The sequence below is a fragment of the Staphylococcus sp. AtHG25 genome, assembly GCF_003217445.1.
GTDB classification, from domain to species: Bacteria; Bacillota; Bacilli; order Staphylococcales; family Staphylococcaceae; genus Staphylococcus; species Staphylococcus haemolyticus.
Window position 1 is genome coordinate 62,929 of sequence record NZ_QJSN01000011.1, and the last position, 19,599, is coordinate 82,527.

At 33.6% G+C, this 19,599-nt stretch carries 14 protein-coding genes, 2 tRNA genes and 1 pseudogene; 16 read left to right on the forward strand and 1 reads right to left on the reverse strand.

The annotated features are described in order from the left end of the window. The first annotated feature begins 60 nt into the window (after positions 1-60). The 16 genes from metX (at position 61) to BDW31_RS09070 (ending at position 19,280) form a co-directional block, all read left to right on the forward strand. Positions 61-1,029, forward strand: a complete 969-nt coding sequence (gene metX, locus BDW31_RS08990; protein WP_110709565.1) for a homoserine O-acetyltransferase MetX — start codon at positions 61-63, stop codon at positions 1,027-1,029. Positions 1,030-1,152: 123 nt separating this feature from the next. After that, positions 1,153-2,079: a YybS family protein gene (locus tag BDW31_RS08995; RefSeq protein WP_235601757.1), complete on the forward strand. Its 927-nt coding sequence runs from the start codon at positions 1,153-1,155 to the stop codon at positions 2,077-2,079. Positions 2,080-2,106: 27 nt separating this feature from the next. Continuing rightward, positions 2,107-4,074, forward strand: a complete 1,968-nt coding sequence (locus BDW31_RS09000) for a DHH family phosphoesterase (RefSeq protein WP_110709567.1) — start codon at positions 2,107-2,109, stop codon at positions 4,072-4,074. Next, positions 4,071-4,517, forward strand: a complete 447-nt coding sequence (rplI, locus tag BDW31_RS09005) for a 50S ribosomal protein L9 (protein WP_011274372.1) — start codon at positions 4,071-4,073, stop codon at positions 4,515-4,517. The genes BDW31_RS09000 and rplI overlap by 4 nt, the downstream gene beginning before the upstream one ends. Positions 4,518-4,712: 195 nt before the next feature. Next, positions 4,713-6,113 carry a replicative DNA helicase gene (gene dnaB / locus BDW31_RS09010; protein ID WP_011274373.1) on the forward strand — a complete coding sequence of 467 codons (1,401 nt, stop codon included), beginning with the start codon at positions 4,713-4,715 and terminating at the stop codon, positions 6,111-6,113. Positions 6,114-6,391: 278 nt separating this feature from the next. Then, complete coding sequence (locus tag BDW31_RS09015; protein WP_048667871.1) at positions 6,392-7,675, forward strand: adenylosuccinate synthase; 1,284 nt, start codon at positions 6,392-6,394, stop codon at positions 7,673-7,675. Between the two features lie 491 nt (positions 7,676-8,166). Then, positions 8,167-8,241, forward strand: a tRNA-Glu gene (locus BDW31_RS09020). A gap of 7 nt (positions 8,242-8,248) precedes the next feature. Further along, positions 8,249-8,321, forward strand: a tRNA-Asp gene (locus BDW31_RS09025). 521 nt (positions 8,322-8,842) lie between these two features. Continuing rightward, positions 8,843-9,544, forward strand: a complete 702-nt coding sequence (gene yycF, locus BDW31_RS09030) for a response regulator YycF (RefSeq protein ID WP_049394833.1) — start codon at positions 8,843-8,845, stop codon at positions 9,542-9,544. Between the two features lie 12 nt (positions 9,545-9,556). Continuing rightward, on the forward strand, positions 9,557-11,383 hold the full coding sequence (gene walK / locus BDW31_RS09035) for a cell wall metabolism sensor histidine kinase WalK (protein ID WP_053024884.1): 1,827 nt from the start codon (positions 9,557-9,559) through the stop codon (positions 11,381-11,383). Further along, positions 11,373-12,704: a YycH family regulatory protein gene (locus tag BDW31_RS09040; protein WP_053024885.1), complete on the forward strand. Its 1,332-nt coding sequence runs from the start codon at positions 11,373-11,375 to the stop codon at positions 12,702-12,704. The genes walK and BDW31_RS09040 overlap by 11 nt, the downstream gene beginning before the upstream one ends. Beyond that, positions 12,705-13,496: a two-component system regulatory protein YycI gene (locus tag BDW31_RS09045; protein WP_049394836.1), complete on the forward strand. Its 792-nt coding sequence runs from the start codon at positions 12,705-12,707 to the stop codon at positions 13,494-13,496. Positions 13,497-14,177: 681 nt separating this feature from the next. Beyond that, positions 14,178-14,978, forward strand: a complete 801-nt coding sequence (locus BDW31_RS09050) for an MBL fold metallo-hydrolase (RefSeq protein ID WP_049394837.1) — start codon at positions 14,178-14,180, stop codon at positions 14,976-14,978. A 403-nt stretch (positions 14,979-15,381) separates the two neighbouring features. Next, a complete protein-coding gene (rlmH, locus tag BDW31_RS09055) occupies positions 15,382-15,861 on the forward strand; it encodes a 23S rRNA (pseudouridine(1915)-N(3))-methyltransferase RlmH (protein WP_049394838.1) in 480 nt (159 codons plus the stop codon). A gap of 1,133 nt (positions 15,862-16,994) precedes the next feature. Next, the gene (locus tag BDW31_RS09065; RefSeq protein WP_053024886.1) at positions 16,995-18,770 is read left to right on the forward strand and encodes a CapA family protein; all 1,776 of its coding nucleotides are present in this window, start codon (positions 16,995-16,997) and stop codon (positions 18,768-18,770) included. Between the two features lie 15 nt (positions 18,771-18,785). Then, positions 18,786-19,280 carry a YheC/YheD family protein gene (locus BDW31_RS09070; RefSeq protein WP_110709569.1) on the forward strand — a complete coding sequence of 165 codons (495 nt, stop codon included), beginning with the start codon at positions 18,786-18,788 and terminating at the stop codon, positions 19,278-19,280. Between the two features lie 40 nt (positions 19,281-19,320). On the opposite strand, the pseudogene BDW31_RS09075 reads toward BDW31_RS09070, so the two are convergent. Continuing rightward, a pseudogene (locus BDW31_RS09075) lies at positions 19,321-19,599 on the reverse strand (IS6-like element IS257 family transposase); the annotation flags it as partial.

The window sequence follows — 19,599 nt, forward strand, 5'->3', positions numbered from 1 at the left end:
ATCGCCTCATACTTTAATAATAGAGTATAGGCGATTTTTTATTTAAAAGGAGGTAACCGCATGACCAATTACACAGTAGAAACATTAAATTTAGGACCCTTTACAACTGAATCAGGTGAAATGATTGATAATTTACAATTGCGTTATGAGCATGTAGGCTATGCTGGTCAACCGCTTGTTGTAGTGTGTCACGCACTTACTGGTAATCATCTAACATATGGCACAGATGACGAGCCTGGTTGGTGGCGTGAAATTATAGACGGTGGTTATATGCCGATTTATGATTATCAATTTCTAACGTTTAATGTTATTGGTAGTCCCTTCGGTTCAAGTTCTCCTTTAACTAATCCAAATTTTCCAAAGCATTTAACTTTGAGAGATATTGTAAAAGCTATTGAATTGGGCATACGCGCACTTGGCTTCGACAAGATTAATATTTTAATTGGTGGTAGTCTAGGTGGCATGCAAGTCATGGAGCTTCTATATAATCAACAATTTGAAGTGGATAAGGCGGTTATTCTAGCAGCAACTGATAAGACGTCGTCATATAGTCGTGCTTTCAATGAAATTGCACGAGAAGCGATTCATCTTGGTGGCAAAGAAGGTCTTAATATTGCACGACAATTAGGCTTTCTAACGTATCGTTCATCTAAAAGTTATGACCAACGCTTTTCACCAGATGAAGTGGTGAGTTATCAACGACATCAAGGTAATAAATTTAAAGAAACTTATGATTTGTCCTGTTATTTAACAATGCTAAATGTTTTAGATAGCCATAATGTTGATCGCGGACGTACGAATGTAGATGATGTTTATCAATCTCTAGATACTAAGGTCTTAACAATGGGATTTACGGATGATTTATTATATCCAGATGATCAAGTGAGGGCAGTAGGGGAGCGATTTAAATATCATCGTCATTTCTTTGTTCCAGACAATGTAGGTCATGATGGCTTTTTATTAAATTTTAATGATTGGGCACCTAACTTGTATCATTTTCTTAAAGTAACGAAATTTAAGCGAAAATAGACGAAGCGGGTAGGTCGCTATGGAAGTAAAAACACATTGTTACAGTCTTATGCTATACCTCAATCTTCACAATTTGTTTTAATTTTGCTTAGAGGTTAAAATAGAAGTTATAGTCAAAATAGTATAGGAGTGGCGAATGTGTTTTCAAAAGTACATCCTAAAGCAACAATTATAGGAACAATTGCACTTGTTATGGTTGCTTTAGTTACGTATGTATTACCAGTACTTGGATTAATTCTATGTTTATTCGCTACAATTCCAGGTATTATTTTATGGAATAAGTCTATTCCATCATTTGGAATTGGAGCTTTGATCACAGTTATTCTTACCACATTGTTGGGTAATACATTTGTATTAAGTGCCATGATTTTAGTTTTAATACTTAGCTTTATTATTGGCCAATTATTGAAAGAACGTGCCTCTAAAGAACGCATCTTATTTATAGCTACAACATATTTAAGTATATTTACTTTAGTCGCATTTATGTTATTACAAACGTTTAAAAAGATACCTAGCGCTACGACATTAATTAAGCCTTTTAAAGATACAATGCATAATGCTGTTGTAACATCAGGTGTTGAAGCAGATTATAAAACAATCTTAGAAGAAGGCTTCCGTCAAATGGCAGTTCAACTTCCAAGTTTTATTATCATTATGGTCTTTATTTTAGTCTTAATTAACTTAATTATTACATTTCCAATTCTTCGTAAATTTAAAGTAGCTACACCAATTTTTAAACCTTTATTTGCTTGGCAGCTTAACCGTTCATTACTATGGGTATATATGGTTGTTTTACTTTGTGTAATGTTCGCTACTGAACCAAGTACTTTCCAAAGTATCGTGTTAAATTTCGAAGTTGTGTTATCATTACTGATGTATATCCAAGGATTGAGTGTAATTCATTTCTTTGGTAAAGCAAAACGTATACCAAACGCTGTAACGATATTGCTGATGGTTGTGGGGACAATTATTACACCAGCAACACATATCATTGCATTACTTGGCGTACTTGATTTAGGAATTAATTTAAAACGAATGATTAAAAAATGACTTTAAAAAGTGAATAGAGGTGGAATAATGAACCGTCAATCCACTAAGAAGGCTCTACTGATACCATTTATTTTAATGGTACTCACTTCGATTGCACTTGTAGTTGTATGGTTTATCTTTAAACCATTAGTCGCTACAATTGCAGCAGCTATTTTAGTTGTGTTGATTATTATTAGCATCGTGTTAGTCAGACAAGCCTTATTGAAAATGGATAATTATGTGGATAACTTAAGTGGTCACATCTCGGCTGGAAGCAACAGAGCAATTAAACGATTACCTATTGGTATGGTCGTGCTTGATGCTGATGACCATATTGAATGGATTAACCAGTACATGTCTGAACACTTAGAAACGAATGTCATCTCAGAACCAGTCAATGAAGTTTTTCCGAATATTTTAAAGCAGCTTGAAAAGGTACAAGAAGTTGAAATCGAACATGGTCAATATCATTACCACGTTCGTCATTCAGAAGAAGAAAGTTGTTTATATTTCTTTGATATTACAGATGAAGTACAAACTAATGAGTTATATGAAGAATCAAAACCAATCATCGCAACGTTATTCTTAGATAACTACGATGAAATTACGCAAAATATGAACGACACGCAACGTTCTGAAATCAACTCAATGGTAACGAGAGTGATTAGTCGTTGGGCATCAGAATACAATATTTACTTTAAACGATATAATTCTGATCAGTTCGTAGCGTATTTAAATCAAAAAATATTAGCCGAAATCGAAGAATCTAACTTTGAAATCCTTAGCCAATTACGTGAAAAGAGTGTCGGTTATCGTGCTCAACTAACACTAAGTATCGGTGTCGGAGAAGGTACGGAGAACTTAATCGATCTTGGTGAATTATCACAATCTGGTCTAGATTTAGCATTAGGTCGTGGTGGTGACCAAGTAGCTATCAAGAATATGAACGGAAACGTGCGATTCTATGGCGGTAAGACTGACCCGATGGAAAAACGTACACGTGTAAGAGCGCGTGTTATTTCTCACGCATTAAAAGATATCTTAACTGAAGGCGATAAAGTTATCATTATGGGACATAAACGTCCTGACTTAGATGCTATAGGTGCGGCAATTGGGGTTTCAAGATTCGCATTAATGAATAATTTAGAAGCCTATGTTGTCTTAAACGAGGAAGATATTGATCCAACGTTACGCCGAGTGATGGATGAAATCGATAAGAAACCTGAGTTGAAAGAACGATTTGTTACATCAGACGAAGCATGGGATATGATGACATCTAAATCTACAATTGTCGTTGTGGATACGCATAAACCAGAAATGGTATTAGATGAGAACATTCTAAATAAAGCTAATCGTAAAGTCGTGATTGACCATCATAGACGAGGAGAAAGCTTTATTTCTAACCCATTATTAGTATATATGGAACCTTATGCAAGCTCGACTGCAGAACTTGTAACAGAGTTATTAGAATATCAACCAACTGAACAACGTTTAACACGTTTAGAATCTACTGTTATGTATGCAGGTATCATTGTTGATACACGTAACTTCACATTGCGTACAGGTTCTAGAACGTTTGACGCGGCAAGCTATTTACGTGCCCATGGTGCAGATACGATATTAACGCAACACTTCTTAAAAGATGACGTCGATACGTATATTAATCGTTCAGAACTTATTCGAACGGTTGAAGTTCAAGATAATGGCATTGCAATTGCACATGGTTCTAACGAAAAAATTTATCATCCTGTTACAGTTGCACAAGCTGCGGATGAGTTGTTAAGTTTAGAAGGTATAGAAGCTTCTTATGTAGTAGCTAAACGTGAAGATAACTTAATCGGTATATCAGCACGTTCATTAGGCTCTATTAATGTTCAATTAACGATGGAAGCCTTAGGTGGCGGTGGTCACTTAACTAATGCTGCAACACAATTGAAAGGATTATCAATTGAAGAAGCGATTGAACAATTACAACAAACAATTACAGAACAAATGAGTAGGAGTGAAGACGCATGAAAGTAATTTTCACACAAGATGTTAAAGGTAAAGGTAAAAAAGGCGAAATTAAAGATGTACCAGTAGGGTATGCAAATAACTTTTTAATTAAAAATAATTATGCTGTTGAAGCAACTCCAGGTAATTTGAAACAATTGGAACAACAAAATAAACGTGCTGAAGCGGATAGACAAAAGGAAATTGATGACGCTAAAGCCTTAAAATCAAAATTAGAAGAAATTGAAGTTGAAGTGAGTGCTAAAACTGGTGAAGGAGGCAAATTGTTTGGATCTGTAAGTACTAAACAAATTGCTGAAGCACTTAAAACACAACATGATATTAAAATTGATAAACGTAAAATGGATTTACCTCAAGGTATCCATGCATTAGGTTATACCAATGTACCTGTTAAATTAGACAAAGAAGTTGAAGGTACAATCCGTGTTCACACTGTAGAGAAGTAAGAAGCGGGTAAAGTAGTTCTTTGATTATAATCATTAGAACTACTTACTTAAGTGCTAAGCACTTAAGTTCATTAAAAACTGTGTATTTGAGCGTCATTCAACTACGCTACGTGAACTAATGACTAAAAATTTTCAAATAACAATGTTGCACTATGATTTGTGAAAATTAAGATGGATTTAGAGGTGTAATGATTAATGGATAATATGTATGAGCAAAAGCAAATGCCACATAATAATGAAGCTGAACAATCTGTCTTAGGTGCAATTATTTTAGATCCACAATTGATTAATTCGACTCAGGAAGTGCTCCTTCCTGAGTCCTTTTATAGAGGTGCCCACCAACACATCTTCAGAGCGATGATGAACTTAAATGAAGATGGTGATGAAATTGATGTCGTAACGTTAATGGATCAATTAACGAAAGAAGGTACATTAAGCGAGGCTGGTGGTCCTCAGTATTTAGCGGAACTCTCAAATAATGTACCTACGACACGTAACATTCAGTATTATACAAATATCGTCGCAAACCATGCATTAAAACGCAGATTAATTCAAACTGCGGATAGTATTGCCAACGATGGCTATGATAATGAACTTGAATTAGATGCGATATTAAGTGATGCCGAGCGACGTATTCTTGAATTATCCTCTAATCGTCAAAGTGATGGATTTAAGGATATTAGAGATGTATTAGGACAAGTTTATGAAACAGCTGAAGAGCTCGACCAAAATAGTGGTCAAACGCCAGGTATTCCTACGGGTTATCGTGATTTAGACCAAATGACAGCTGGATTTAACAGAAATGACTTAATTATCTTAGCTGCCCGTCCTTCAGTAGGTAAGACTGCCTTCGCTCTTAACATTGCTCAAAAGGTAGCGACACATGAAGGTAATTATACTGTCGGCATTTTCTCACTTGAGATGGGGGCAGACCAATTAGCAACACGTATGATTTGTAGTTCAGGTAATGTGGATTCCAATCGACTACGTACAGGTACGATGACAGAAGAAGACTGGAATCGATTTACAATAGCAGTCGGTAAATTATCACGTACCAAGATCTTCATTGATGATACACCTGGTATTCGAATTACAGACTTACGTTCTAAATGCCGTCGTTTAAAACAAGAACATGGTTTAGACATGATTGTGATTGACTATTTACAGTTAATTCAAGGTAGTGGTTCACGTGCTTCTGATAACAGACAGCAAGAAGTATCTGAAATTTCACGTACTTTAAAAGCGATTGCTCGTGAATTAGAATGTCCAGTTATTGCACTAAGTCAGTTATCTCGTGGCGTGGAACAACGTCAAGATAAACGACCAATGATGAGTGATATTCGTGAATCAGGTTCTATCGAGCAAGATGCGGATATCGTTGCCTTCTTATATCGTGATGATTATTATAATCGTGGTGAAGGCGAAGATGACGATGACGGTGGAAATTTCGAACCACAATCGAATGATGAAAATGGTGAAATTGAAATCATTATCGCTAAACAACGTAATGGTCCGACTGGTACTGTGAAGTTACACTTTATGAAACAATATAATAAATTTACAGACATTGATTATGCACATGCAGAAATGTCATAAAAAATATTTTGACGTACATTAAATTATATTATCTATTTAATGTACGGTTTTTGTTTTATTTTGGTGATAGAATTTGAGCGTAAGTATGTGTAATGGTTTTTTGGTAAATGAGTTTAAATCATTGTATTATCAAGGTTTTAACAGTTTTGTTAAATAAATTGAAGTTAGAGTGTAGAACTATTATACGCTAAAATTAATGTTCGATTTTTATTTGCATTATGAGGTTCGTATTGATAGAATACTTAATGGTTAATTGAGAAAACTTTGGAGGTGCTCACATGTCATCAATCGTAGTTGTTGGGACACAATGGGGAGACGAAGGTAAAGGTAAAATTACAGATTTCTTAGCGGAACAAGCAGATGTTATTGCACGTTTTTCAGGAGGTAATAACGCAGGTCATACGATTCAATTTGGTGGAGAAACTTATAAATTACATTTAGTGCCATCAGGTATATTTTATAAAGATAAACTTGCAGTTATAGGTAACGGTGTAGTTGTAGATCCGGTTGCATTATTAAAAGAATTAGACGGTTTAAATGAACGTGGTGTATCTACTTCAAACTTACGTATTTCTAACCGTGCGCAAGTCATTCTTCCATATCACTTAGCACAAGATGAATATGAAGAACGTCGTCGTGGTGATAATAAAATCGGTACTACTAAGAAAGGTATCGGACCAGCTTATGTGGATAAAGCACAACGTATTGGTATCCGTATGGCTGACTTATTAGAAAAAGAAACATTTGAAAGACGTTTAAAAGAAAACATTGAAGTTAAAAATGCATACTTCAAAGGCATGTTTAATGAAACTTGCCCACGTTTCGATGAAATCTTTGATGAATACTATGCTGCAGGTCAACGTTTGAAAGAGTTTGTTACAGATACTTCTAAAATCTTAGATGATGCATTTGTAGCTGAAGAAAAAGTTTTATTTGAAGGTGCACAAGGTGTTATGTTAGATATTGACCATGGTACATATCCTTTCGTAACTTCAAGTAACCCTGTTGCAGGTAATGTAACAGTTGGTACAGGTGTAGGCCCAACTTTCGTATCTAAAGTGATTGGTGTATGTAAAGCATATACATCTCGTGTAGGCGATGGTCCATTCCCTACAGAATTATTTGATGAAGATGGACATCATATTAGAGAAGTTGGTCGTGAATACGGTACAACAACAGGACGTCCACGTCGTGTAGGTTGGTTTGACTCAGTTGTATTACGTCACTCTCGTCGTGTTAGTGGTATTACTGACTTATCTATTAACTCTATCGACGTACTTACAGGTCTTGATACAGTGAAGATTTGTACTGCTTACGAATTAGATGGAGAAGAAATTACAGAATATCCTGCTAACTTAGATCAATTACGTCGTTGTAAACCAATTTTTGAAGAGTTACCAGGATGGGAAGAAGATATCACTGGTTGCCGTACATTAGAAGAATTACCAGATAATGCACGTAAATACTTAGAACGCATCTCTGAATTATGTAATGTACGTATTTCAATCTTCTCAGTAGGCCCAGACCGTGACCAAACAAACCTATTAGAACAATTGTGGTAAAAAAGGTGCGCAAGTGAGCGTTCAGGTTTTGAGCAGAATCGAAAAGTGAGCAAAACTGTTTCTCAAGTTTTGTCGAACTTTGAGTGTTTCTGCCGAAAAACCTGCTCACTGTAACCCCTCTATCATTCCAACAATATTAATAATTAGTGAGGCTGGGACAAAATAAAATGTCTCAGCCTACTTTATCATTTTGTCAGTAGCTGACTGATTTGAAAAATGCCCTTGAATCAAGCTTTTTTCAAACCTAGTCATCCTTGACGGGGTAACAACGAAATAAACTTTGAGAAAATTTTATTTCTGTCGCACCCCCGTTTTTTATAAAAATATAAGTGTAAAAAATCGATAAATATAGCATTTGTAACATTGAAACCATTGTTATTACAACGTTTATCCCAAAAATTAAGGAATTATAAAAAAATATTAAAATTATGTAAAAAATGTCTTGTATTCAAAATAAAGCCTGTGCTATAATCTATCTTGTGCTTAAGAACGGCTCCTTGGTCAAGCGGTTAAGACACCGCCCTTTCACGGCGGTAACACGGGTTCGAGTCCCGTAGGAGTCACCATTTTTTAGGTCTCGTAGTGTAGCGGTTAACACGCCTGCCTGTCACGCAGGAGATCGCGGGTTCGATTCCCGTCGAGACCGTATTGCTTATCCAAAAGGATAGGCATTTTTTTATGTCTTCATTTTACTTACTCATGTAAATCCACATTTTCAACTTTTTAGATATCCTTTTCAAAAAATCAAAAATATACTAAAAGCTAAATATCGTAATACATTCTTTAGCATTACAAAAGTATGACGTCGCAACAGAATCTTAATATTATTCTTATGTTTAAAATAGAAAGCTTGCTACTAAACCATTGAGTCGTATCATCATTCTGTAATAATGGGTTAAATGGGTGTCACTACGACTTTTGTCCCGTATTCAAAGGGTTCAACTTATTTGTAATATTAAATTAGAGTGGTAAACTTTAAACGAATATTATTCTATAATTTTAAATATGAAAATAGAATTACATGAATATTAATGGTAAATTATATAGTAGATTAATATGCGCTATAAACTTATTAAAAACGCATCAAATCACAGTTTAATCTTTACTAATTCATAAGAACGAATAATAAAATATAGAACTACAATTTGAGAAATGAGGTTTATAGATATGGCAAGAAAAGTTGTTGTTGTAGATGACGAAAAGCCAATTGCGGACATCTTAGAATTTAATTTGAAAAAAGAAGGATATGATGTTTACTGTGCCTATGATGGTAATGATGCAGTAGATTTAATCTACGAGGAAGAACCAGACATCGTATTATTAGATATCATGTTACCTGGTCGTGACGGTATGGAAGTGTGCCGTGAAGTACGTAAGAAATTCGAAATGCCGATTATTATGTTAACAGCGAAAGACTCTGAAATCGATAAAGTATTAGGTCTTGAACTTGGTGCGGATGATTATGTTACGAAACCGTTCAGCACACGTGAATTAATCGCACGTGTGAAAGCGAACTTACGTCGCCATTATTCACAACCAGCTCAAGAAGTAAGTGATACGACAAATGAAATTACAATTAAAGATATTGTCATTTACCCAGATGCTTACTCGATTAAAAAGCGTGGGGAAGATATTGAATTAACACACAGAGAATTTGAACTCTTCCACTACCTTTCTAAACATATGGGTCAAGTCATGACACGTGAACATTTACTACAAACAGTATGGGGTTATGATTACTTCGGTGACGTGCGTACAGTAGACGTAACGATTCGTCGTTTACGTGAGAAGATTGAAGATGATCCTTCACACCCTGAATATATTGTGACACGTAGAGGCGTTGGATACTTCCTCCAACAACATGATTAGGGGCTTGCGACTATGAAGTGGCTGAAACAGTTACAATCCCTTCACACCAAGCTTGTTATTGTTTATGTGTTATTGATTATTATCGGAATGCAGATCATCGGTCTGTATTTCACTAATAGTTTAGAAAAAGAACTGACAAATAACTTCATGAAGAATATTAAACAGTATGCGACACAGCTTGAAGTTAACATTGAGCGTATATACAGAGATGATCCCTCTAACGCTCAAAAAGAAGTTCAAAGTTTATTAAATGAGTATGCCAACCGTCAAGAAATTGAAGAAATTCGTTTTATTGATAAAGATCAAATTATCATGGCTACAGCGAAGATATCATCACATAATATGATTAATCAAAAGGTTAACGATAACTCCGTTCAAAAAGCCTTATCGCTAGGTGAATCAAATAGTCACAATGTTTTAAAAGACTATGGTAGCGGTAAAGAGCGAATTTGGATTTACAACTTACCCGTAAAGAATGGCAACGAGACGATTGGTAATATTTACATAGAATCGAATATTAATGATGTATATAATCAGTTGAATAATATTAACCAAATATTCATTATCGGTACTGCGATTTCCCTCTTCATTACCGTTATACTTGGTTTCTTTATCGCGAGGACGATTACAAGGCCGATTACTGACATGCGTAATCAGACGGTAGAGATGTCTAAAGGTAATTATACGCAACGCGTTAAGATATATGGTAATGACGAAATCGGTGAATTAGCTTTAGCCTTCAACAACTTGTCTAAGCGAGTTCAAGAGGCACAAGCGAATACTGAGAGTGAGAAACGTCGTTTAGACTCAGTTATCACGCATATGAGTGACGGTATTATCGCAACAGATCGACGTGGTCGAGTGCGTATCGTCAATGATATGGCGATAAAAATGTTAGGTATGTCTAAGGAAGACTTAATCGGTTATTACATGCTAAGTGTATTGAATTTAGAAGACGAATTCTCATTGGATGAAATTCAAGAGAATAACGATAGCTTCTTATTAGATATGAATGAAGATGAAGGCATCATCGCACGTGTGAATTTCAGTACGATTGTTCAAGAAACTGGATTTGTGACAGGTTACATCGCCGTATTACATGACGTTACAGAACAACAACAAGTTGAACGTGAACGTCGTGAATTCGTTGCGAACGTATCTCACGAATTACGTACGCCTTTAACATCGATGAACAGTTACATAGAGGCACTTGAAGAAGGTGCTTGGAAAGATGATAATTTAGCACCATCTTTCTTATCGGTAACACGTGAAGAGACAGAGCGAATGATTCGTCTTGTTAATGATCTACTACAATTATCGAAAATGGATAACGAATCTGAACAAATTACGAAGGAAATTGTCGACTTCAACATGTTCATTAATAAGATTATTAATCGTCATGAAATGGCCGCGAAAGACACGACGTTTGTACGTGAAATTCCTTCTGAAACCATCTTTACTGAAATTGATCCAGATAAGATGACACAAGTGTTTGATAACGTTATTACTAACGCGATGAAATATTCTCGTGGTGAAAAACGCGTCGAGTTCCACGTGAAACAAAACGCTTTATACAATCGTATGACGATTCGTATTAAAGACAATGGTATAGGTATCCCAATTAACAAAGTGGATAAAATCTTTGATCGTTTCTATCGTGTAGATAAAGCACGTACACGTAAAATGGGTGGTACAGGTTTAGGACTTGCCATTTCGAAAGAGATTGTAGAAGCGCATAATGGAAGAATTTGGGCGAATAGCGTTGAAGGACAAGGCACATCGATATTTATTACACTTCCATGTGAAGTTATAGACGACGGTGATTGGGATGAAGAGTAAAGAGCATATTAAATCCATTATTCTTTTCCTATTAGTTATGATGAGTGTTGTGCTTACATTTATGGTGTGGAATTTTTCACCAGATTTAAATAATATTGATAGCACAGATAGTAAAAAAAGCAATGCTAAGACGATTGGTAAGCCCATGTCTGCCAATATTGAGAATGTGATATCTCCGTATCAAATTGTAGAAGTTAAAGGCGATAAGGTTAAAGGGCTGGCACCATCTCGTGCTCAATTGTCTCAAGTAACAGGTACATTGAAGAATCATGAAGTCAGTAAAGTGGAACATATTCATCGAGATTATAATTTAAATATTCCCATGTTAAATGACCACTTTACTGTGCTAGATTTTACTTATGATATGCCACTAACGACATATTTAGGTCAAGTATTGAATTCATCAGCGAAGGTACCTAAAAACTTCAAATTTAATCGTATTATCGTAAGTCAAAATCCTAAAGAGAATTTAGAGTTGTATGCGATTAGTGAAGATCGTCATGAAGTAATGAAAGTAACATTGACTACGAAAGCTAATCATTTTATTAAAGTGATGGATCATTTGAATAAAGAAATGCAGAAATATTCAGAGGTAATCACAAATAAAGATACGATTGATAAATCAACGCATATATTTGCGCCAAATCGTCCGAAAGACATGCGTTCTTACCGTATGGTTTATGATACGATTCCAGTCGAAACGATGAATGCTATTCTATTTGAAGACTCAGTGATTATTCGAAGCGGTAAGAGTGGTTCAACAACGTACAATAATAACACTGGCGTAGCGAACTATAATGATGAAAGTAAGAAATATCATTATAAAAATTTATCTGAAGATGAATCTAGCTCAAGTGATATGGATTCAACGATTCCAAGTACATTTGAATATATAAATGGACATGGTGGATTCTTCAATGATGACTTCCGTCTTTTTAATACAGATAATTCATCGGGTGAATTAACGTACCAACTCTTCCTCAATGGGCACCCAACATTCAATGATCAGCAATTAAATGATATAGAGGTCACTTGGGGAGATAAAGGCATTTATGACTACAAACGTGCGCTATTGCGTTCTAGTGTACCTTTAGAAGGTAAAACGAAGTCACTTGATAGTGTTGAAAGTGTTCGATCTTCACTCGCAAATAATCATACGATTGATTTTGAAAAGGTAACGAATATGGTCATTGGTTATAAAGAAGATGATCAACCTGATAAAGATGATATAGAAGTGCAACGTAATAGTGAGTTTGTGCCAACATGGTATGTTCAATACGACGGCGATTGGTACACTTATGAGGATGGGAGGCTTGAATAAATGAATTGGAAACGAACGAAGACATTGTTTATTTTCGTGTTTATTCTAGTTAATATCCTACTCGTATTGATTTACGTGAATAAGGTGACGAAGTCTCAAATTAACGAATCTGAAAGTGATAATGAGGTTAAATTCCAGCAAGAAGAAATTAAAATTTCGAAGGATATTTTAAATAAAGATGTAAGTGGGACGAAGATGCAGATGATTACTGCTAAGTCTAAAGACTTCGAAAGTTATGCGAAGGGTAAGTCGTCATTAGAAGCGGAAGATTCTGGTAATACGTTAACAGGTGAGATTGATAGTACGGTTAATGTGAGTGATAGTAATTTAAGTGATTTAAAAGATTACATCATGAGTAATGTTTACAATGGTAAGATGTATCAACTTGGTGATGTTACATCTGATACTGTGACATATGAACAGGCTTATGAAGGTTATCCGTTGGTGAACAATAATAAAGCGCGTCTACGCTTTAATATCAATGATGGTAAAGCGACAAGTTATGAACAATCGGTAATGAATAATATTGAACCTGCGAAGAGTGATAATAATCCTAAGAAGCAAGTGATTACACCGCGTAAAGCAGTAGAAACGTTATACTTTAATCGTTACTTGAAATCAGGCGATGAAGTGATGGACGCAAGACTGGGATATTACTCGGTTGTGAGAGAAACGAATGTTCAATTATTGCAGGCGAACTGGGAAATTAAAGTGAAGCATAAAGGTAAAGAAGACGTGAAAACTTATTATGTTGAAGCGACATCATCAAATCCGAAAGTGATTGATAATTAGGGAGCAGGGTTGTAAAGAAATTCTTAGATGAATATTTACTCATTCTGTTGTGATGCTTGTCTAGGGGGCTGGGTCGAGGCCTCGGTCTCGACACTCATCCTACTCCCTCAGGCGTCACACAACGTCATTCGTAGTTCATTTTTAGAATTTCTTACATAAGCGCTAACGCACATATGTACATTAATAATCAACATAAGAGTCGCGCAACGTCATTCGTTTTCACTCATCAGTGCTACTTACTTAAATGTATAAGCTCTTAAATCTACAAATAACATGTTATTTATAGTGTTGGGCAACATCGCTACGTAATAATCTTCAGACTTCTTCAATAAAATTTAATACACTGTTTCAATAATTAATAAATAAATAAGCTTCTCCTTCCTCTTCTCTTATTTAAGAGAAGGAGTGGTTTAGAGTGTGGGAAGTATAATAAGTGTGTGAGTCTACTAGTGTCTCATGCACTTATTTTATTTATCTATGTTAGTGTTGTACATAAACATGGAATTGGAACTTTAATTTTTGTATTGGTATAGTATAATATAAAGGTATTTTATAGGACTGGATTGTTTCGAATGATGTGGATTGTTCGAAACTTCATTTTTTTAATTATAGAGTGCAAAATATAAGGAATTAGACTGAAGGCACTCTAAAATATAGAGTAAGTTGTCGGAAGTAGAAAGGATGAGTCGCTTGATACAAATGAGTGTATTGGCGAGTGGTAGTACGGGGAATGCCACTTATGTTGAAAGTGATAAGGGCAGTCTATTAGTAGATGTTGGACTCACTGGCAAGAAAATGGAAGATTTATTTAGCCAAATTGATAGAAATATAAAAGATTTAAACGGCATTCTAGTTACTCATGAACATAGTGATCATATTAAAGGATTAGGTGTGCTTGCGCGTAAGTATGGTTTGCCGATTTATGCGAATGAGAACACTTGGAAAGCAATTGAGAAGAAAGATAGTAAAATTCCAATGGATCAAAAATTCATATTCAATCCTTATGAAACAAAATCTATTGCAGGTTTTGATATTGAATCATTTAATGTATCTCATGATGCAATTGATCCACAGTTTTATATTTTCCACAATAACTATAAGAAATTTACGATGATTACAGATACAGGCTATGTGTCAGATAGAATGAAAGGTATGATTCAAGGCAGTGATGCCTTTATGTTTGAGAGTAATCATGATGTGGATATGTTACGCATGTGTCGTTATCCTTGGAAGACGAAGCAACGTATTTTAAGCGATATGGGACATGTGTCTAATGAAGATGCAGGACTAGCGATGACTGATGTCATTACAGGTAACACGAAGCGCATTTATCTTTCACATTTATCACAAGATAACAACATGAAAGATTTAGCACGTATGAGCGTTAGTCAGGTTCTAAATGAACACGATATAGATACTGAAAAAGAAGTGCTATTATGTGATACAGATAAAGCACAAGCTACACCGATATATACATTGTAATTATTTAGACGAACGACCTACTTACAAAATTAGTATTTGTAAGTAGGTTGTTTTTTATTTATTGAGTTAATTATCTAATAATTTGGACTATACATGATTATTCAAAAGTAACCTTATAATAACAAGATTTAACCTAAATCTGTGAATAAATATTTAAGACTTACATAAAGTTATCCCCAAAATTGAATGAAGTTATCCACTTTTGTGTATAATACACACAGAAATACTCACATTATTCACAGACTTATCCACATATATACAAGGATAGTCACATAAAATAGGGATATTTTTTAAAAATATAGCTTAATTCGTATACATTACTGTTATAATTAGAGGGAATTCTGTTAACAAGTTGATAACTTGTGGATAAGTAGGATAACTATTAACATCTATGGAGGATTTTATGAAGATAACAATCTTAGCTGTGGGTAAATTAAAAGAAAAATATTGGAAACAAGCTATATCAGAATATGAAAAAAGACTAGGTGCTTATTCCAAAATTGAAATTATTGAAGTACCCGATGAAAAAGCACCTGAAAACATGAGCGATAAAGAAATTGAACAAGTGAAAGAAAAAGAAGGACAACGAATACTAGCTAAAATCAAACCTCAAGCAACAGTCATTACTTTAGAAATTCAAGGAAAAATGTTGTCCTCAGAAGGATTGGCTGAGGAAATGCAACGACGCATGACACAAGGACAAAGTGATTTCGTCTTTGTCATTGGCGGATCAAATGGATTGCATGAAGACGTCTTAAAACGCAGCAACTACGCACTTTCATTCAGCAAAATGACTTTTCCACATCAAATGATGCGCGTCGTCTTAATAGAACAAGTATATAGAGCATTTAAGATCATGCGAGGCGAAGCATATCATAAGTGATGCGGTTTTTTCAGCCGCTTAGTAAAGGGATTTTGAACGTATCATACTGTATGAGGTTTTTAAAAAGAGTACTTATGTTTGCTTGAGAGCTATCATCGGTGATGCGATTTTTCGGCTTTTTGTAAAGGGATTCAGACCGTATCAGAACGTATGAGGCTTTTGAGAATTGCCGTTATATTTTATAAATTGTAAGGCCTTGTAGAGTAATTTTGGATAAATCATAATAAATATTTTGAAAGGTAAAGTTAGTTAATGAAGTGAAAAACAACATACATACTCTATTATTAATAAATAATTAATTGAAAATCTCATGCAATATTGATCGTTAAGTAGAAGATATTATTTATTATTTGGACTTCAAATTTTAATTGCTTGGTCTATTTATAATCAAATTAAATTTATAGTATATTACTTATAATAGTGAATTATAAATTGATGAAATAGATACAGAACAATTAGATAATTATGATATGTCTGATTTAAATCAAGAATCTATAGAAGGATATAGAAAACTTTTATTAAGGAATACTAATGATGAAAGATATGCGACTATGAACCAACTGGATCTAATGATAGAATTAGGAGCATACCGAAAAGATAGAAATTCGAAAGATAGGCAATAAAAATTTAAATGTATATAGTTTTAAAAAAAGTGATGATAAAATTAACAGATAATATTGGGAAGTCATTTAGTTTAAATGCTGATTTGACTAGACAGAATTAAGCAAATGATTTAAAAATGGTATTTCTTGAAGCGCTGATTAATACGTTAATGCTTGTATATTATGATACTAAGCAAAATATTAAAATAGTTAATTGTGAGGATTTTATTGAGTTTTATAAACTGGATAATATGAGATTAAATAAAGAAGTTTTTATTCATGAAGGACACTCAAAAGTTAGAATTAGTATATTATCGACATTTTTCAGAAGAATAGAGTACTCAGAAAAATCTAGTTTCGAATGGCCGAGGATATTATGATTTTTAATATATAAAATTTAACATATTATAAAACAATATTTGAAAATCTTAGTTTTCTAAAATAAAATTAATATATTAAAGGTCTAATTAGTAAGTTCAAAAAGTGATTATAGATTATTTCTATTAATTTATTTATGAAGGAGTAAAGTTTATGAATAATTATAAAGTCTTGGCTATTCGTCTAAATGACAAAAAAGTACTATATGAAAAAGGCGATAAAGACAAAAATGATTATGGATTGGGTAATGCTTTATTTTTAAATTATGTCTTAGATTTACTGAAATATAAAAAGATTAAGCTACAAGCAAGTGTGAAAATTAGTGAATATATTTCTAAAATTTCTATAAAAGATAAAGTATTTTTGGAAAAAGGGAAAGAAGTTACGATATATAAGTTATTACAATTAGTAATTAACCTTAATTGTAATGCAGCTGTTTTAGCTATCGCAGAATATCTAGATCCTACTAGAAATAATCCTTCTATTAAAGTGAAAATGAAGCGAGATGAGTACGGTTTAGAAAAGCAGGTTGCTATAAATATTAGTGGTAGAAAGATGAAAAATAAGCGTCAGTCTTATACGATTGAAGATCTTTTGAAGATTGGAAAAGAAATGTTTGGACAATTTGAAAAAGATTTTAAATTATATAATAATTCATTAGTTGATTATTGTGGGACTGTTTATGAAAATCCAAGTTTCATAGATACTGATGATCGTGTTGTATGCAACTACTTATTTGGGTCTCGTGATAATAGTGGGATTGTCTTAACTAATATTAAAAATGAGAGAGTTTTATTGGCAATAATGGATGCAGATAACGCGTTTCATAGAGATTTCTTATTGAAAGAAGCAATGGACGAAATACAATTCAATATAAAAGTGCCGAAATTAGAAGTTGAAACATTTATTGGAGAAAAAGAGATTAATTTTTTAGGCGATACATACTTTGGAGAATTTTATACAAAACGTCGACAAAAACGCAATCAAGATGATGCATTAATGCGTTATGGTTATGATCATTCATTGAAGAAATTAAAGACACACTTTGATTCCAATGGATATAACATTATCAATTTTGAAGCAGTATTTACAGAAGAAGGTACAGTTTCAAATTTAGAGGGTGCTAAACCATTTTTATTATGGGCAAATGAAGAAAAAACATTAAATGCATTAAAATCATTAAATTTAAATGCTGTTTCTTTAGGAAACAATCATGCGATGGATTTCGGGATTAATCATTTAAAACAGACCATTGAGGGCTTTAAAAATAACGATTTAAAAGTATTTGGTGCAGGTCTAAATTCTAAAGAAGCTTTAGCACCTATACATTTAAATATAAACAATAGAAATGTATATATTTATAATGGCTATTGGTATCGTAAAATTGCATATCGCAAATTTGATTTTTACGCTATAGGTAATAATGGAGGTGTGGCACCTTTATATTTAATAAATGAAGAAATTCGAAAAAAAAAACAAGAAGATCCTAATTGTTTTATAATTGTACAACCTCATTGGGGCGTTGATTTTAAACAAATTTTACCTTATCAAGTTGAAAATGCAGAACAATTGATTCATAGTGGCTGTGATTTAATACTTGGGCACGGTCCTCATACTATTCAAAAATTAAGAAGATATAACAACACAGTAATTGTTTATAGCATGGGAAATGGGATTTTTAATAGTAATGGAGAATTTGATAAACATCATGCATTACCATATGGTTTCTTAATTAAATTGAAGTTTCTTGAAAATGATGAAATTAAGCTTATATTAGTGCCATTCTACGCAAATAATCTGGATACTTTTTGGTGTCCAGATTATGTGAATGATGAACAATTTAAAAAAATTGTAGAATTTATTGCTAAAGATAAAGAATATATTGAAACAGACTGGAAAAATCGAGCATTTGAAATAAAAATTAAATAAGAGAGGAATTTGATTATGAAAGTAGGATTATTACGAGAAAAACATAAAAAGGGCGTGCTTGGTAGAACACTAACATATATAAGCAATTTTTATAATATAGACTTTTTTGTATTTACTTATGATGATGTTAATCTTGAAAATGAGACAATTGATGGTTTATTTTTTGAAGATGGACAATGGGTAAAAAAGCGTACAGAATTTCCAGATATAGTGGATAATGTACCGATGGATAAACGAAAATATCCTGAAATATTTAAAGCTTTAAGGAAGAAGGCTATATTTACAACACCAGGTTTAGGGTCTAAATCTGTTATTTTTAATAAGATGCAAGAAAGTAAAAGATTTGAAGATTTAATTATTCCAACTGATGAAGTATCTTCTTATGATGATTTACAAAATTATATACAAAAGTATAAAGAAATTGTATTAAAACCGACTCTTGGCAGTAGAGGTAGAAATATATGTTCTTTGAGTCAAAGAGATAAAAAAATTGGTTCTGTTGCAAAGTAAAAAATATAGCTAACCACTAATTTATCATGTCAGTGTTCGCTTAACTTGCTAGCATGATGCTAATTTCGTGGCATGGCGAAAATCCGTAGATCTGAAGAGACCTGCGGTTCTTTTTATATAGAGCGTAAATACATTCAATACCTTTTAAAGTATTCTTTGCTGTATTGATACTTTGATACCTTGTCTTTCTTACTTTAATATGACGGTGATCTTGCTCAATGAGATTATTCAGATATTTTGATGTACAATGACAGTCAGGTTTAAGTTTAAAAGCTTTAATTACTTTAGCCATTGCTACCTTCGTTGAAGGTGCCTGATC

Excerpts from the sequence above, each read along its gene's own strand:
- BDW31_RS09065 (WP_053024886.1), top strand. The coding sequence starts at position 16,995 with ATGAATAATTATAAAGTCTTGGCTATTCGTCTAAATGACAAAAAAGTA.
- metX (WP_110709565.1), top strand. The coding sequence starts at position 61 with ATGACCAATTACACAGTAGAAACATTAAATTTAGGACCCTTTACAACT.
- BDW31_RS09040 (WP_053024885.1), top strand. The coding sequence starts at position 11,373 with ATGAAGAGTAAAGAGCATATTAAATCCATTATTCTTTTCCTATTAGTT.
- BDW31_RS09050 (WP_049394837.1), top strand. The coding sequence starts at position 14,178 with ATGAGTCGCTTGATACAAATGAGTGTATTGGCGAGTGGTAGTACGGGG.
- BDW31_RS09000 (WP_110709567.1), top strand. The coding sequence starts at position 2,107 with ATGAACCGTCAATCCACTAAGAAGGCTCTACTGATACCATTTATTTTA.
- yycF (WP_049394833.1), top strand. The coding sequence starts at position 8,843 with ATGGCAAGAAAAGTTGTTGTTGTAGATGACGAAAAGCCAATTGCGGAC.
- BDW31_RS09045 (WP_049394836.1), top strand. The coding sequence starts at position 12,705 with ATGAATTGGAAACGAACGAAGACATTGTTTATTTTCGTGTTTATTCTA.
- rlmH (WP_049394838.1), top strand. The coding sequence starts at position 15,382 with ATGAAGATAACAATCTTAGCTGTGGGTAAATTAAAAGAAAAATATTGG.
- rplI (WP_011274372.1), top strand. The coding sequence starts at position 4,071 with ATGAAAGTAATTTTCACACAAGATGTTAAAGGTAAAGGTAAAAAAGGC.
- BDW31_RS09070 (WP_110709569.1), top strand. The coding sequence starts at position 18,786 with ATGAAAGTAGGATTATTACGAGAAAAACATAAAAAGGGCGTGCTTGGT.
- walK (WP_053024884.1), top strand. The coding sequence starts at position 9,557 with ATGAAGTGGCTGAAACAGTTACAATCCCTTCACACCAAGCTTGTTATT.
- BDW31_RS09015 (WP_048667871.1), top strand. The coding sequence starts at position 6,392 with ATGTCATCAATCGTAGTTGTTGGGACACAATGGGGAGACGAAGGTAAA.
- dnaB (WP_011274373.1), top strand. The coding sequence starts at position 4,713 with ATGGATAATATGTATGAGCAAAAGCAAATGCCACATAATAATGAAGCT.